The sequence below is a fragment of the Komagataeibacter xylinus genome (assembly GCF_009834365.1).
GTDB classification, from domain to species: domain Bacteria; phylum Pseudomonadota; class Alphaproteobacteria; order Acetobacterales; family Acetobacteraceae; genus Komagataeibacter; species Komagataeibacter xylinus_D.
The window spans coordinates 703,701-719,101 of sequence record NZ_CP041348.1 but is presented as its reverse complement, the minus strand read 5'-3'; the positions used below and the strand labels follow the sequence as shown (position 1 = coordinate 719,101).

The following is a 15,401-nucleotide window of genomic DNA, read 5'->3' as shown; positions in this document are numbered from 1 at the left end:
AGAAATAAATAGTGTGAATGAAACTTTTATGCTGTTCCCATACTTCGCGCACGCGCGTTATTGATTGTAGGGAAGAACCATGCGGCCACGAGGCACAGGCGCCTACCTGTCGCCCGTAAAGGTGGCAGGAAAAACAGAAAAAAGGTTTTGGCGAAGCTTTGCGCAGAAAGCTTCGGGCAATGTGCTCTCCCTGAAAAAGGGATGCTGCGCCAGAACCGTTATTATTTCTACTCAATGCATTGTTTTAAAAGTGTTTATTGTGGAGAGCGCCGTTACCATGTTGCAGCTGTAGGGGAAATCCTTTATCTCCGGTGACCAGGCATGAGCGACCCTTTTTTCGTTCCTGTCGCGTCTGCACGCCCGTGTGTTCATCAGGTGCCCTGCCCGGGATTTTATCGACCATGCAAGCTTTGTCCGCATCTGAGCCACGGGATAGGCATGAAGACGCTCCCCCACACCCGGGGCCGGGGCTGAGCATCATCATTCCGTGCTATCAGGAGCGGGGCAACATCGTTCCCCTGTTCCACGCCGTCACAAAAGCGGTGACCGGTCACGACTGGGAACTTGTTTTTGTCGATGACAATTCACCCGATGGCACCATTGATGAGATCTGGCGCCTGGCACAGGCTGACAGCCGCGTGCGCGGCCTGCTGCGGATCGGGCGGCGGGGCCTGTCTTCCGCCGTGATCGAGGGGGTGCTGTCTTCCTCAGCTCCAGTCGTGGCGGTGATGGACTGTGACATGCAGCATGATGAAACCCTGCTCGCCGCTATGGCCGATGCCATAAGCCACCAGGGCTATGACATCGCCATAGGCAGTCGCCATGTTAAAGGTGGTGACAATGCCGGGCTGGCCAATGCCTGGCGGCGCATGCTGTCGGGCTTTGGCATCCGGGTGGCGCAATGCCTGCTGCCCATTCGCGTGAGCGACCCCATGAGCGGATTCTTCGCCATGCGGCGCGCCCTGTTTGTGCAGTCGGTCGGCAGCCTGTCGGGCACGGGGTTCAAGATCCTGCTTGATCTGCTCATGGCGCAGAAAGCGGGGCCGCGGGTTATTGAACTGCCATTCGTGTTCCGCGCCCGGCATGAAGGGGCGAGCAAAATGGACAGGAAGGTGCTTTTCCAGTTCGTGCAGATGTTGTTCCACCATCTGCGCCAGCGCAGGAAGTAAGCGTCAGCCACAAAGCGTATCGGGCACATTTCATCCTATTGATCCGTGTCATGTCGCATCGCTGACAGGGCCGTGCCCGCGGGTGTTCGTTCATTCCCGTCCTGTATTGACTGAACCTGGTTTTGCGCAGGGGTTTGCTGATGCCGGTTCAGGATCCGGTAGACTGTTGCCTTGTGCACCCCGAACTTCTCGGCCACATGCGCAACGGAGAGCCTCTCTTTGATGACCAGTTGGCAGACGAGTGCCGTATCATCACGTGCCAGCTTTGCCGGGCGGCCCATCTGAACGCCGCGTTGACGTGCAAGCCTGCGGCCTGCGGCCGTACGTTCGCGGATCTGGGCCCGTTCGAACTCCGCTATACCTGCAAATATGGTCAGGATCATCCGTCCCGCCGGAGAGGTGGTATCGGCCCATGGCTCTGAAATGGATCGAAGCCCCGTCTGTTTTTTTTGCAGATGCTCTGCAATTTCAAGAAGGTGTTTTGTCGAGCGGGCGAGGCGGTCGAGCTTGTGAATGATGACGACATCACCAGCTTTAACTTTTTTTAACATTCGGTTGAGTGCTGGACGCTGCCGCTCCGCGCCTGACATTTTTTCTTCAAAGATAAAATTACAACCAGCCTTGCGCAGGTGCTCCAGTTGCACATCCAGAGTCTGTTCATCCGTGCTTACGCGTGCATATCCAACCAGCATTATATTTTCGTTCGGGTTATATTTCAAAGAGATAGAAGAGCATATTCTTTAAGGCATGAATATGCCTTATTCATGTATTTTTGCACAATTGTTAACTTTTGATACTTTATATTCTCTATACAATTTACTTTGTAAATTTGCAATCCTTTGTTCAATTACACGCGTTTAGGTTGTGATTGCACAACCTTAGAGATTGTTTTCCTGTGAATACTTCAAAAAATTTACGTCGCAAAAATTAAGAATTTTGCGACATGAGGTGATAGAACAAATGGGGCGCAGTACAGACAATTTGCCCAGATTGGTCTGCAACCCTCTGGAGACGGAAATACGCGGAGGGTTCTTTGTGCTGGCGCATGCACTCGTTGGCGTTGCGCAGGGGGCTTCCCTGTCCCGGCAACCGGCACCGGGGGGCAATGTTGCCCGCCTGATCGTGGGGCCGGGATCATGGTTGCGTGCCAGCCTGCTTGAACTGGCTAACTCGGGTGAACGGGATTATATCCTGCGCGGCGGCATCATCGAGTTTGACAGTACTGGCCCCCTGCATGTGCTGTGGACGCGTCTTGGCGTGGAAGAGCCCGGTGGAACGCTGGTTCTGGCAGCCCGCACGCCAGAGTCGGGGTTATTGCTGGTTGACGTCACGTTTCATGCAGATGTAACCCGCGCACCGCTGGAAATTGTGTTCAAACAGGTTTCCCGCCTGACCGTGACTTACGATGAAGTGGCCGATATTACCCTGATTGGGGTGCTTGGCGCCGTGGCGTCCCGCCTTGACGGCAATGTCTGGGCCGTCGTGCGCGTGCCGGGTAATGCCTGCGGCCTTTCAGCTACAAATAGCGAATGTGTTCAGAATAATAGCGGGTGTTCTGTACTTTATATAAAAACCTATTTATCTGAAAATTCAGAAGATTCTCATGTAAGCATAAGAAAAATAAGTAGAAGAATATAAAATAGAATATTACATCATGAATAAATCTGTCAATATTGTTCCAGAGTCAAAACATTCACTTTCTGGCCCGCACGCTCTCCAGCTTCTTGAGGGCGTGCCCGAGGGAGTTGTGGTGATTGATGGGCAGAACAGCATTGTTTTCTTCAATGCCGCGGCAGAGGCCATGTGGGGGTACTCCCGCAAGGACGTGATCGGGCGCAATGCTGCCATGCTGCTGCCCGACGGCATGCGAGACGAGCATGACGCCCTGATCAACCGCAATCGCCAGACCGGGGTCAATACGATCGTGGGAACATCGCGGGAAATCATGTTCCAGAATCAGGCCGGAGACCATATTCCCGCCGAACTGGCGATATCGGCTGTGGAAATGGTGCCTGAGGGCGAAAAATATTACCTGGCCAGCATCAAGGGTATTACTGATGAAAGCCATCGCAGGAATATTCTAGATCTTCAGAATACCGTTTTCCGTTCCCTGTCCACTGACATGATGATTGGCGAAATCGCGGATCTTGTGTGCCGTGAGATCGAGACATTCGTTCCCGACACCGTGGCCCTGCTGATGCTTGTCGATGAAAACCGGAAACTGGAAATCCTGTCGGGTGTGGGCTTTCCACGCCGCTATGCCGCAGCACTGGAAAATGTCGTGCTGTCTGATGCCGATATGACGGCGCTGGCACAGACCCCCTCAGATGCCGACACCGTTGTATGGAACAATTATTATTCCCTTGGCATTTCGTTGGGGCTGCATCACTGCTGGGCGTCTTCAATCCTGTCTGCGCAGGGGCAGGTGAGTGGTATTCTGGCGCTCTTTTCGCGCAACCCCGGCCATGGCCATGAAGGGGCACGCCGCATAGTCGACGGGTGTGTTCCTTTCTGCGGTGTCGTGATCGAACAGTACGCGGCCCGCCAGCATATCGCGCATCTGGTGCGTTATGACCCGCTCACGGGCTTTTTCAATCGCGCGGCCCTGCATGATTTTCTGGACAAACAGGTCGGACAACCGGGCGATCATCATTTTGCCGTCGTTATGCTGAACCTCGACCGCTTTCGGGACATTAACGAAGCGCTGGGTCATGCCAATGGCGATCTTTTCCTCAAGGTCGTGTCCGAGCGGATCCGACGGTTGAGTCGCAGCCATTACGTGCTGGGCCGATCCAGTGCTGATGAGTTCATCATCATCCTGCCCGAGACAGATGAGGCAGGCGCAATCCGCTTTGCGCAGGCCCTGATCAAGGGGCTGACGCAGCCGGTTGATGTGCATAACAACTATATCGTGCCCTCGCTGGGCATCGGTATCAGCATGTTTCCCCATACCGGATCTGACAGCGAATCCCTGATCAGCCTGGCAGAATCTGCCATGCGGCAGGTCAAGAAGGAGGCACCCGGAACATACCGCATTGCCATCCCCGATGATCACAGCGCCGCACAGGACCGATTGCTGCTGGGTTCGGCCCTGCGCAAAACCCTTGAAGAGGGGAGACTGGCGCTTCATTACCAGCCGCAGATAGATGGTCGTTCGGGCCAGCTCTATGGTGTCGAGGCCCTGGCACGGTGGCATCATCCGCATCTGGGCAACATCTTTCCCTCCCGTTTCATTGCGGTTGCCGAAGCCACCGGCCAGATCGAGGCGATCGGCACATGGTCACTGCAGGAGGCCTGCCAGCAGATCGTTGCGTGGGAGCGGGCGGGCATCCATGTTCCGACCGTTGCGGTCAATCTTTCGGCCGGGCATTTCCGCAAGCGTCAGTTACCCGTCACGATCGATCAACTGCTCAAGGCATACGCAATCGGGCCGCATCGCCTTACGGTAGAAATTACCGAGAGTGTCATGATGGATGAGAACCCCGATACAATGGCGGTGCTCCATGCTATTCGCGCCATGGGCGTAGGCCTGTCCATGGATGATTTCGGCACCGGCTTTTCCAGCCTGTCGCGCCTGACGCGCCTCCCCCTGACCGAAATCAAGATCGACCGCAGTTTCATCATGAACCTTGAACATGATGCCAATGCTCAGGCCGTTACGACGGCGGTAATCGGCATTGGCAGCGGACTGGGCATGACGGTCGTGACCGAAGGGGTGGAAACGCCCGAGCAGAAGGCGCTTCTGCAAACGCTGCATTGCGATGTCATGCAGGGTTACCTGTTTTCGAAGCCGCTTCCCCCTGATGCACTCGGGCAATGGCTTCTCTCCCGTAAAAATGGGCAGAGCGTGTCGCAAGCCATTCAATAATTAAAATAGAACTGAGGATATATCGCATGGGAAAAGAAATATTTCCTGTAACGAGCGAAAACGTAAATTCAGATATCTGCATGGATATGCTGGAGCAGGCCCGGGATGGCGTCATTATTATTGATGACAGAAACTGCATTGTCTTTTTCAATAAAGCTGCAGAAAAACTCTGGGGCTATACGGAGGCTGAGGTAATGGGGCGCAATGTCAAATGCCTCGTGCCAATGCCCTATCGTCAGGATCATGATGGTTTTATTGCCCATAACCGCGAGACAGGCATCAACCGCATTGTGGGCACATCACGCGAGATCACGTTTGAAAGCAAGAACGGTGATTATGTCTCGGCCGAGATGTCCATTTCCACGGCACTGATCGGTAAGGATCAGAAACGATACTACATGGCTTTCATGAAAGGGGTCACCGAAGAGAGCCACCGCAGGAAGCTGCTTGACCTGCAGAACAAGGTTTTCCGCTCCCTGTCAGGGGACATGCTGATACAGGACGTGGCGGATCTGGTCTGTCAGGGTGTGGAAGAATTCGTGCCCAACTCCGTTGCCGTGTTGATGCAACTTACGGCAGAGCACCGCCTGGAGGTCCTGTCAGGCTCAGGCATGCCGCGGCGGTTCATGACGGCGCTGGAGAATATGATTCTCACGGAAGCCGATATCACCGCCCTGGCCAATGATCTGGATGAAGCGAGTTCCGTTGTATGGGAAAGTTATCGCTCGCTCGGTATCTCGCTCGGGCTGCATGAGTGCTGGGCTTCGGCCATCAGGGCGCCTAACGGGCGTATTTCCGGCATTCTGGCGCTGTATTCGCGCAACCAGCACAAGGTGGCCGACTGGCCGCAGAAGATCGTATCGGGCGCGGTACCGTTCTGTGGTGTTGTGATCGAGCAGTATGAAGCCCGGCAGCATATCTCACAGCTCGCCAATTATGATCCGCTGACCGGCTTTCTGAACCGTTCATCGCTGCATAAGGTGCTCAAGTCGATGATCAGCCGGCCTGGCGACAACCGTTTTGCCGTGCTGCTGCTGGATCTCGATCGCTTTCGGGACATCAATGATGCGCTGGGACACATACAGGGTGATACATTCCTCAAGGTCATTGCCGAGCGGCTGAAAACGCTGTGCCGCAGCAACTATATTCTTAGCCGTTCAGGCGGTGATGATTTTGTCATCATCATTCCCAATGCCACGGCCGAAACGGCGGTCGACTTCATCAAGATGGTGGCGGACGCCATGCACCGCCCGTTGGAAGTCGGGGGCAATCATCTCTCGGCTTCCTTCAGCACCGGTATTGCGACATTTCCTGAAAATGGGCCCGATGGCGAATCCCTGATCAGCCATGCCGAAGTGGCCATGCGCCAGGCCAAGAAAGAAGCGCGTGGCAGCTACCGCCTGGTGAGTTCGATCGACAGCAAGGATGCACAGGACCGGCTTGTGCTGGGCAGTGCATTGCGTGAATCCCTCTCTCAAGGACTGCTCAACCTGCATTACCAGCCACAGATCGAAGCCCGGACAGGAGAGATTTACGGCGTGGAAGCACTGGCGCGGTGGAACCATCCTGCCCTTGGCAATATCTTTCCCTCCCGCTTCATTGCCGTAGCCGAGGAAACAGGGCAGATCGAGGCGATCGGTCGATGGTCTCTGGAGAAAGCGTGCCACCAGATCACGCAGTGGGACCGTGATGGCGTGCATATCCCGGTTGTTTCGGTCAACCTTTCGGCTGGGCATTTCCATAACCGTTCACTCGTATCGATGATCGCGGATCTGCTACATAAATATGGCCTCTCGCCCGAGCGGCTGACCGTTGAAATCACGGAAAGTGTCATGATGGATGAAAGCGAGGAGACGATGAACGTCCTTGCCGCCATTCGTAAGCTGGGGGTTGGCCTGTCGATGGATGATTTTGGCACCGGCTTTTCCAGCCTGTCGCGTCTGACGCGGCTGCCACTGACCGAAATCAAGATCGACCGCAGCTTCATCATGAATCTGGAGCACGATGCAAACGCGCAGGCGGTTACAACCGCAGTGATCGGTATTGGCAACCGATTGGGCATGACGGTTGTAACCGAAGGGGTGGAGACCGAGGTCCAGTATGATTTGCTTGAAAGCCTGCACTGCGATGTTCTGCAGGGCTATCTGTTTGCAAAGCCCATGTCACCCACGGATCTGGAAACGTGGTTTCGTAAACCGCGCAAGCTCATGCCAGCGATGATGAAAAATAGGGAGAAACCCTCCGGGTAGACAGGCTGCCCACGGTTTGGTCTGAGTGGCTGTTTGAAAAGGCAGCCTCCAGATTTTTTTCCCTTTTGCCAATGAACTGTTTTCAAACAGTTCCTGGAATTGAGTAACTGGCAGGAGAGGCAGTAAGGGTCAGCCCTCTATCATCCGAAAGGACGTATGGTTTGCTGCGGGGCTGGGCTGCGCGTCTGTCAGGGCCATGTTGTCACGGCCTTAATATGACAATAAAACCCGGCCTGCAAACGGGCGGGGGACGAAATCATACTGTTTAGACCCGCATGAATAATGGCTGATTTCTGCTGTTTTTTATGATTTTTTCAAGTGTCACTTGAAAAGGGTATGTCCGCGGCGGGATTCGAACCCACGGCCCCAGGATTCATACCACTTCGGCTTTCACCGCCGCCATGAGCATGGCGTTCGTGGTCTGGACTGTCCCTTCACCATGGACCGCATGCGGTCTACAGGTGCTGCCCATCCAGTCTCTACACCTTGCCAGCGAGGCTGGCCTTGGCTCGGGATTGGCACGGCTTTCGCCAGAGCGTTCCCCGAATTTGAGCAGATCCGCCATGGGGTTTCCCGTCATGGCGCCCAATTTGAAAACCAGGAATCCTGTGCTCTATCCGGCTGAGCTACGCGGACACACTGCCAGCTTTCTAACCGAGCCCATGCGTGCGGGCAAGGGCAATTTTTCCTCTACCGCCGCCTGCGTGCTTTCTGTGCCAGGCCGCACAGACGGGCCACATGCCGCAGTCCCAGCACGATATCGGGGCTGCCGGTCTGCTTGCAGGCCAGTTCCAGCGCCTGCGTATCCTGTGCCGCCTCAAGCAGTGTTGCAGCCGACCAGGCATTGAGTGCCTGCCCGAAACTGTCCGTGCGCTTGAAAAACACCGGCGGCCGCAACTGTCGCATGGCTTCCGCCCGGCCCATCCCGCCATCCATGGCCAGCCGCACCCGGCGCAGGCGGTGAATATGGCTTAGCAGCACGCGTGCCAGTGCTACCGGACTGCTGCCATCGGTTACCAGCGCACGCTCGGCGGCAGCATCGGCGGCCTCGCGTTCGCCTGCCATGGCGGCAAAGGCTGCGTCTTCCAGCGACACGCCAGCCGCATCGCCCACGCAGGCGCGTACATCCTCCAGCCCCAGCCTGCCGCCAGCACCGGCAAACAGGGCCAGCTTTTCCACTTCGCTACGGGTGGCGGCGCGGTCCGGCCCCGCGCGTTCGACCATCCAGCCCAGCGCATCGGGGTCAATGCCCACGTCATGCCCCGTCAGCATCTGTCGGATTGCGCCTTCAAGCGCGCGGCCTTCCTCGGGGTAGCAGCCGATCACGCCACACTGGCGGTCCTTTTCGGCAAAGGCGCGCAGCTTCGAGCGCGAGGCCAGGCCTGGCGCTTCAAGAATGACCAGCGTGTCGGAATCCTGCGCCAGGCAGCGTTGCAGGGCAGCCAGCACGCTATCACCCACCTCGCGCAGCCAGATCACGCGCCGGCCGCCGCTCAGCGACAGGGCGGTGGTTTCCTCCTCCAGCCGGTCATGGTCCTCACGGCTTAGTATGGCGACGCGAAACGGATCATTCAGGTCGGGGCAGATGGCGCGTGCCGCCGTGGTGGCCCGTTCGCGGATCAGCCCGGCATCATCTCCATGCAGCACGATGGCCCGCAGCGCGCCGGGCGCATTCAGCGTCGCGTTGACGGAGCGGGCCTCGATCTTCACTTGTTTTCGTTCCCCCCGATGCTGATGCCCGACATGTCATCGTTCTCCGATGCCGACGTGCTGCTCCGGCTGGAAGTGGCAGGGGCCTGCGTGGTGGTGTCTGGCGTGTTGTCCATGGGGCCGTTTTCGTCGGGCATGGTCATGCCGCCGTTGTTTTCCTCGTTCAGCTGGGCATCGGTGCGGCCGGTGGCCATGGTGGGCAGGCCGTCGGCGGCGGGGTGCTGGGCGGGCATCTGGTTGTTGGGGTTGATGATGCCGTTGGGGTCGTTGTAACGCGGCTGGTTCTGCCCCCGCACCGAGCCGCTGACAGCGGGCTTGGCATGGGTGCGGAACCACACGGCTACTTCCTGCGTAATCTGCTCGGCCAGGTTCTTGGCCACGCGCGCGCGCACGCCTTCAAGGTTCAGGGTCTGGGCGAAATACTGCTCGTAATTGTTGTTTACGCCATCCACCACCGAGGCATCGCCCCCTGCCAGCATGACCGGGTCATTGGCCACTGTCTCCAGCGTCCAGTGGGCGAAGGCGGTGGTGCGCGTGCGGCCCGAGGTGTTGTCGGCGTGGATGTCCACGGCTTCGTTCATCAGGTAGGTGCGGATGCGCAGCACGTAACGGGTCGGGTTTTCAGGCCCGGTGCCGCCCATGTCCTGCTGCAGCGCCAGGCGCAGCAACTGGCCATAGCGCTCATTGATGCGCGCGACATAAACCTGCTTGAGCTCGGCCAGCACATTGCCGGTGGTGGGTTTGCCATCCGGGCCGATATGGCTTCCCGTCGTCTTGTACATCGGGGAAAAGCCGCACCCTGCCAGCATGAGCAGGGCGCACAGCACGCCGGTGCGACGGACGGGAATGGCCATGTCTATTTCGCAACCACGAAATTGACGATGCGACCGGGCACATGGATGCGCTTGACGATCCGTGCCCCCTCAAGCAGGCGGGCCACGTTCGGCTCGGCTTCGGCCAGGGCGATCACCTTGTCCGCCGGCAGGTCGGGGGCCACGGCAATGGTGCCGCGCAGCTTGCCCATGATCTGCACCGCAATGGTCAGTTCGCTGGCCTTGAGCAGGTCAGGGATGGCGGTAGGCCAGGCACGTTCCACCACCGGCTGGCCGGAGGGTTCGAGCAGCGCCATCATCGCTTCCGCCTGATGGGGCACCATGGGGGCGGCGAGCAGCGCCAGCATGGTGGCGGCCTCGCGGCGGGCAAAGGCCATGCCGTCCTCGCCTGCCGCTTTCTCGGCCTCGGCCAGGGCGGAGGTGAGTTCATGCAGGCGGGCTACGGCCACGTTGGCGCTGAAGCCTTCAAGCGCCTCGGTCACGGCGGCGATGGCGCGGTGTGTTGCGCGGCGCAGCCCATCCGCCGCGCGTGAGAGCGTGTCGGGGCAGGGGGCATCCACCGGGGTCTGCTCGGCCACGCCGCGCACAAGGCGGAACAGGCGCTGCAGGAAGCGCGCGGAAGCCGCGACACCCGATTCCGTCCATTCCATGTCGCGCTCGGGCGGGCTGTCCGACAGTACGAACCACCGCGCCGTATCCGCGCCGAACCGCTCGATGATGGCGACCGGCGCCACCGTGTTGCGCTTGGACTTGGACATCTTTTCCACGCGGCCAATCGTGACCGGCGCGCCGTTGTCGCGGCGCACGGCGCTGTCGGCCCGGCGTTCGACTTCCTCGGGGTAGAGCCAGTTGCCCTCCGCGTCGCGGTAGCTTTCATGGTTGACCATGCCCTGCGTGAACAGCCCGTTGAACGGCTCATCCACATGCAGGTGGCCGGTCTCGTGCATCGCGCGGGTAAAGAAGCGGGCATAGAGCAGGTGCAGGATCGCATGCTCGATTCCGCCAATATACTGGTCCACCGGCAGCCAGCCATCAGCCGCGGCGGGCAGGGTGGGGGTGACTGCATGGGGGGCGGTAAAGCGGGCGAAATACCATGAGCTGTCAACAAACGTGTCGCAGGTATCAGTCTCGCGCAGGGCGGGCTTGCCACAGTTGGGGCAGGCCACGTGCTTCCATGTCGGGTGATGCTCCAGCGGGTTGCCGGGGCGGTCGAATGTCACGTCTTCGGGCAGCTTTACGGGAAGCTGGTCATCGGGCACGGGCAGCGCACCGCAATCGGTGCAGTGGATGACGGGAATCGGGCAGCCCCAGTAGCGCTGGCGCGAAATGCCCCAGTCGCGCAGCCGCCAGTTGACCACGCCCTGACCCACGCCCATGCCCTCAAGCCGGGTGATGGCCTCTTTCTTCGCCGCATCCGTGTCCAGCCCGTCAAGGAAGCCGGAATTGAACAGCGTGCCATGGCCGTCACACGCCCTGTCGGTCATGGTAAACGTCCCGGCCTCGGCCCCCGGCGGCAGGATGACGGGGGTGAAGGGCAGGTTGTACTTGCGCGCGAAGTCGAGGTCGCGCTGGTCGCCACAGGGGCAGCCGAACACGGCCCCCGTGCCGTAATCCATCAGCACGAAATTCGCGATCCACACCGGGAAGGATTTATCGGGCATGAACGGGTGGCTGACCCGCAGCCCCGTGTCGAAGCCACGCTTCTCTGCGGTTTCGATCGCCTCTTCCGATGTGCCAAGGCGCTGGCATTCGGCAATGAATTCCTGCGCCTTCGCATTGCCCGCAGCCACCTTGGCCGCCAGCGGGTGGTCGGCTGCAATGGCCAGGAAGGACATGCCGAACAGCGTGTCAGGGCGGGTGGTGAATACCTCGATCGAATCAAGGTCGGTATCGAAGCCCGCGGGTGGCGCATGCAGGCCGAAGCGGACCTTCGCTCCTTCCGAGCGGCCGATCCAGCGCTCCTGCATGGTACGCACGCGCTCGGGCCAGCGCGGCAGGGTGGACAGGCCCTCAAGCAGTTGCGGAGCGAAATTGGTGATTTTCAGGAACCACTGCGAGAGCTTCTTCTGCTCGATCAGCGCGCCCGAGCGCCAGCCGCGCCCGTCCACCACCTGCTCGTTTGCCAGCACGGTGTTGTCCACGGGGTCCCAGTTGACCCAGCTTTCGCGGCGCTCGACCAGGCCGCCTTTGAGCATGTCGAGGAACAGCTTCTGCTGCTTGCCATAATATTCGGGCAGGCAGGTCGCGATCTCGCGGTCCCAGTTGAAGGAAAAGCCCAGCCGTTTCAGCGTGGCGCGCATGGCGGCGATGTTGTCCATCGTCCACTGGCCCGGGTGCACGCCACGCTCGCGCGCCGCGTTCTCGGCCGGCAGGCCGAAGGCGTCCCACCCCATGGGGTGCAGCACGCTGAAGCCGCGCGCGCGCTTGTACCGCGCCACCACATCGCCCAGCGTGTAGTTGCGCACATGGCCCATGTGCAGCTGCCCCGACGGATAGGGAAACATCTCCAGCACATAGTATTTGGGCCGGTCGGCAGGGGGCACGTCCGGCACGTCGAAGATGCCCGAGGCCGCCCAGCGTTCCTGCCACTGCGGCTCGGCCGTGTGGAAATCATAGGCGGGGGTGGCGTTGTCCGGGGGGGGGCTGGTTTCGGTCATCTTCTTCTGGTTCGGTATGCGGAGGGCAGGCGGCATGCGCCCGCTGAAAAAGAGGTCGGGCCGCACGGGCCCGGCCGGGACTGCGTGGCTGGGCGTAAAGCCTAGTGCTGGCCGCTATCGGTGCGCAGCTGGCGCGCGCGGGTCAGGATGCGGGCCGTGATGTCGGACACGGTATTGGCGGCGACAGGGGTATCGACCCACTGCCCGTCTTCATAGGCCTGGCGGAACACCGAGACGCGCACCGCATCCGAGCGCAGGCTGCGCGAGAGGACGAAGCAGGTGATCTTGAAGCGTTCATCCTTGGTGGCGGGCGGGGTGTACCAGTCCGTCAGGATCACGCCGGCCACCGCATCGGCCGAGGCAAACGGCATGAAGGACAGCGTATCGAGCGCGCCACGCCACAAAAAGGCGTTGACCCCGTTGCTTTCCAGCGGCGTGGAACCGCCATTGGCGCCGCGATCTTCCTTCAGCAGGCGGTTCTGGGGCACGGCCAGCCCGCTTTTGTCGTGCTGGGGCGCGCTGCCGCAGCCAGCCAGCAGGCTTGCGGCAAGCAGGGCTGGGAGTGCGGCGCGTGGCAGCAGGGCACGGCCCGAGGGGGCGGCAGAGGGAGCAGGATGGAACGGGCGAAGGGTCATGATGCCTCTGTGGACGCCGGGGATGGCCCCGCATGTGATGATCCGGCCACACGCCCGGACACCGGCGGGCATGCCGGGCAGGGGCGTTGCGGCCTGTCGCGTTATTCTTCTTCATATCCTGCCGCGCCTGCCACGCCAAGTCGCATGGGCACTTTACCGTGCCCTGCGTGACAATCGGGCCATTGAAGCGCAAAAATGGCGGCACACGCCAACAGCTACGGGATATGATGAAACACACGCTTACAGGGTCTTTCGCCTTCCTGCTTATGGCGGGGCTGTTTTGTGCCGCTCCGGCGCATGCGGCTGCCGCAGCCGCCGCCACCCCGGCCAGCACCCGTGCGGCGGACATGGCGGCCCGCCTGCAACCCGCCGAGCAGCAGGCCGTGCTTCAGGCCCGTCCTGCTCCGGCTGCCAATGGGGGCGAGGACGTGCCCGGCCTGCTGGCTTGGCCGGGCGTGCCCCGGCTGGGGCTGCCGGTGCTGCGCATGCCCACCTTCGCCACACCCGTGCAACCCGGCGATGCCCCGCCCCGGCCCATGCTGCCGTGGCTGGCGCTGGCCGCGACATGGGACCCCGACCTTGCCCGCCGCGCGGGCGTTGCCCGTGCCCGGGCGGAATGGCTGCATGGCCGCGCGGTGCTGCGCGTGGGCGGCGTGGACACGCTGCCCTCGGGCCGGTTGCAGGGCGGCGAGGACCAGGTGCTGGCGGGCAGCATGGCGGGCATGATCGGGGCGGGGCTGCTATCGGGCCATGTGCTGCCGGTCTTCGGTTCGGTGGCGCGTGAGGAGCAGACGCGCGCCGATGGCGCGACCCCGGGGCGCAGCGCGCCGGTCAAGGCTTCCGATCTTGCGGCCCACAGCCTGCTGGGCGTGGGCACGGCGCTGGAAGTGGCCCATGGGGGAGCGATGCTGTGCGGCGGCATGGCGCCGTGCCATACGGTGACGGGGCTTGAGGCCATGGTACATGAGGCGTGGCATTTTCCCGGCATGATCATGGCCGTGCCGGGCGGGGCTATGCCCGCAGGTACTGCGCATGGCACGGATACCGCGCCCGCGCTCGATGCCGTCGCCACGGGGGTGGACATGGAGCAGGTCAGCCCCGGCAGGCCCGACGTGCTGGGCGAGATGCTGCGCAAGGCCGTGCGCGATGGTGATATAAAGCCCGCGCAGGTGCAGGCCATGGTCACGCATATCCTGGCCTCGTTCTACATGGCGGGCAGCCTTGACCATCCACCGCCTTTTGCCGCAGCCCGTACCGGCGTGCAGCCCCCGCCGGTCGACACCCTGCTGGGGGATGTAGAAGCCGAGGGCGCGGTGCTGCTGCAGAACGAGAATCGCGTTTTGCCCTTTGACCCCGCCCTTGGCCCGGTGCTGGTGCTGGTGCACCCCGCCATGCGCGGGCCTGCCGACAGGCTGGCCGACGGGCTGCGCCATGCCGGGCTGAACGTGACGGTGGTCACCGCGCCTGATGGCGCGGGGGCTACGGGCACGCTGCCGCCCGCCTGCGCGCAGGCGGCCCGTACGCTGGTGCTCAGCGCCAGTAATGATGATAACCAGATGATCACCACCCTGGCCGAACTGGGCGGCCATGTGGTCGTGGTGCTGACCGCCGATGACCCCGACCGGCAGATGCCCTGGCTCGATACGGTCGATAGCGTGGTGCAGGCCTGGGCATGGCGTGATGAGTACGCGCAGGCCCTGTCGGCGCTGTTGTCGGGGCAGCAGGATTTCTCGGGCCATCTGCCGGTAACATTGACGGGTGGGTTGTACCCGCCGGGCATGGTCGATGCGAATTATCGCGCCTTCGAGCGCGCGCATGTCGTGCCGCTGTTTCCGTTTGGCTATGGGCTTTCGGCCCGCGGGCGGCTGGTGCTGAGCGAACTGCACGTAGCGCGTGAGGGCACTCACCTCAATGCCAGCTTCACGCTCTCCAATTCCGGCACGGCGGCGGTGCGGGCCGTGCCCCAGCTTTATGTCGAAACCCCGCCCGACCTGCCGGGCAATCCGCGCAGGCTGGCCGCGTGGCGTAGCGTGATGGTCTCGCCGGGGCACCCGGTGCGGCTGAGCGTGCCCGTCAGCCTGCGGCTGGTGGGGCAATGGAACAGTACGGGTGGCAACTGGTCTGTGGCGGGCGGGGATTATACGCTCTCCCTCGGGTTCTCATCGGTCATGCTGGTGCGGCATGCAACACTGCACCTGCCTGCCCTGCATGTGCCTGCCACGCTGGAAAACCAGCCCGCCCCGGTGGTGATCCCTGAATAAGCTTTGACGGATAAAAGTT

The 15,401-nt window shown here is 60.9% G+C and carries 11 protein-coding genes; 5 read left to right on the top strand and 6 right to left on the bottom strand.

Annotated elements, in window-relative coordinates; all coding sequences use genetic code 11:
- Positions 1 to 401: 401 nt before the first annotated feature.
- On the top strand, positions 402 to 1,169 hold the full coding sequence (locus FMA36_RS03365; protein ID WP_159260818.1) for a polyprenol monophosphomannose synthase: 768 nt from the start codon (positions 402 to 404) through the stop codon (positions 1,167 to 1,169).
- Between the two features lie 35 nt (positions 1,170 to 1,204).
- Here FMA36_RS03365 and FMA36_RS03360 read toward each other — a convergent pair whose 3' ends face one another.
- Entirely contained in the window at positions 1,205 to 1,861 is a 657-nt protein-coding gene (locus tag FMA36_RS03360) for a recombinase family protein (RefSeq protein WP_159260816.1), read from the bottom strand.
- A gap of 268 nt (positions 1,862 to 2,129) precedes the next feature.
- On the opposite strand from FMA36_RS03360, the gene FMA36_RS03355 reads away from it, so the two are divergent.
- Genes FMA36_RS03355 through FMA36_RS03345 form a run of 3 tightly spaced genes read left to right on the top strand, consistent with a single transcriptional unit; the run spans position 2,130 to position 7,286 of the window.
- Positions 2,130 to 2,807, top strand: a complete 678-nt coding sequence (locus FMA36_RS03355) for a hypothetical protein (RefSeq protein ID WP_159260814.1) — start codon at positions 2,130 to 2,132, stop codon at positions 2,805 to 2,807.
- Positions 2,808 to 2,823: 16 nt separating this feature from the next.
- Positions 2,824 to 5,037, top strand: coding sequence for an EAL domain-containing protein (locus FMA36_RS03350; protein ID WP_159260812.1), 2,214 nt, complete (start codon positions 2,824 to 2,826; stop codon positions 5,035 to 5,037).
- 26 nt (positions 5,038 to 5,063) lie between these two features.
- On the top strand, positions 5,064 to 7,286 hold the full coding sequence (locus tag FMA36_RS03345) for an EAL domain-containing protein (RefSeq protein WP_159260810.1): 2,223 nt from the start codon (positions 5,064 to 5,066) through the stop codon (positions 7,284 to 7,286).
- Positions 7,287 to 7,659: 373 nt separating this feature from the next.
- Here FMA36_RS03345 and FMA36_RS03340 read toward each other — a convergent pair whose 3' ends face one another.
- The 5 genes from FMA36_RS03340 to FMA36_RS03320 all read right to left on the bottom strand — a co-directional run bounded on the left by FMA36_RS03340 (position 7,660) and on the right by FMA36_RS03320 (position 13,121).
- The gene (locus FMA36_RS03340) at positions 7,660 to 7,866 is read right to left on the bottom strand and encodes a hypothetical protein (protein WP_159260809.1); all 207 of its coding nucleotides are present in this window, start codon (positions 7,864 to 7,866) and stop codon (positions 7,660 to 7,662) included.
- A gap of 110 nt (positions 7,867 to 7,976) precedes the next feature.
- On the bottom strand, positions 7,977 to 8,996 hold the full coding sequence (gene holA / locus FMA36_RS03335; protein ID WP_159260807.1) for a DNA polymerase III subunit delta: 1,020 nt from the start codon (positions 8,994 to 8,996) through the stop codon (positions 7,977 to 7,979).
- A complete protein-coding gene (locus FMA36_RS03330) occupies positions 8,993 to 9,850 on the bottom strand; it encodes a hypothetical protein (protein WP_159260805.1) in 858 nt (285 codons plus the stop codon). Before FMA36_RS03330 ends, holA begins: the two co-directional genes overlap by 4 nt.
- Positions 9,851 to 9,852: 2 nt before the next feature.
- Positions 9,853 to 12,486 carry a leucine--tRNA ligase gene (gene leuS / locus FMA36_RS03325; RefSeq protein WP_159260803.1) on the bottom strand — a complete coding sequence of 878 codons (2,634 nt, stop codon included), beginning with the start codon at positions 12,484 to 12,486 and terminating at the stop codon, positions 9,853 to 9,855.
- Positions 12,487 to 12,587: 101 nt separating this feature from the next.
- Positions 12,588 to 13,121, bottom strand: a complete 534-nt coding sequence (locus FMA36_RS03320) for a DUF3576 domain-containing protein (protein WP_110569473.1) — start codon at positions 13,119 to 13,121, stop codon at positions 12,588 to 12,590.
- A 224-nt stretch (positions 13,122 to 13,345) separates the two neighbouring features.
- On the opposite strand from FMA36_RS03320, the gene FMA36_RS03315 reads away from it, so the two are divergent.
- A complete protein-coding gene (locus tag FMA36_RS03315; RefSeq protein ID WP_159260801.1) occupies positions 13,346 to 15,382 on the top strand; it encodes a glycoside hydrolase family 3 protein in 2,037 nt (678 codons plus the stop codon).
- Positions 15,383 to 15,401: the final 19 nt, after the last annotated feature.

What these genes read in the sequence shown, in the direction of transcription:
- FMA36_RS03365 (WP_159260818.1), top strand. Translation starts at nt 402, where the DNA reads ATGCAAGCTTTGTCCGCATCTGAGCCACGGGATAGGCATGAAGACGCT.
- FMA36_RS03360 (WP_159260816.1), bottom strand. Translation starts at nt 1,861, where the DNA reads ATGCTGGTTGGATATGCACGCGTAAGCACGGATGAACAGACTCTGGAT.
- FMA36_RS03355 (WP_159260814.1), top strand. Translation starts at nt 2,130, where the DNA reads ATGGGGCGCAGTACAGACAATTTGCCCAGATTGGTCTGCAACCCTCTG.
- FMA36_RS03350 (WP_159260812.1), top strand. Translation starts at nt 2,824, where the DNA reads ATGAATAAATCTGTCAATATTGTTCCAGAGTCAAAACATTCACTTTCT.
- FMA36_RS03345 (WP_159260810.1), top strand. Translation starts at nt 5,064, where the DNA reads ATGGGAAAAGAAATATTTCCTGTAACGAGCGAAAACGTAAATTCAGAT.
- FMA36_RS03340 (WP_159260809.1), bottom strand. Translation starts at nt 7,866, where the DNA reads ATGACGGGAAACCCCATGGCGGATCTGCTCAAATTCGGGGAACGCTCT.
- FMA36_RS03330 (WP_159260805.1), bottom strand. Translation starts at nt 9,850, where the DNA reads ATGGCCATTCCCGTCCGTCGCACCGGCGTGCTGTGCGCCCTGCTCATG.
- leuS (WP_159260803.1), bottom strand. Translation starts at nt 12,486, where the DNA reads ATGACCGAAACCAGCCCCCCCCCGGACAACGCCACCCCCGCCTATGAT.
- FMA36_RS03320 (WP_110569473.1), bottom strand. Translation starts at nt 13,121, where the DNA reads ATGACCCTTCGCCCGTTCCATCCTGCTCCCTCTGCCGCCCCCTCGGGC.
- FMA36_RS03315 (WP_159260801.1), top strand. Translation starts at nt 13,346, where the DNA reads ATGATGAAACACACGCTTACAGGGTCTTTCGCCTTCCTGCTTATGGCG.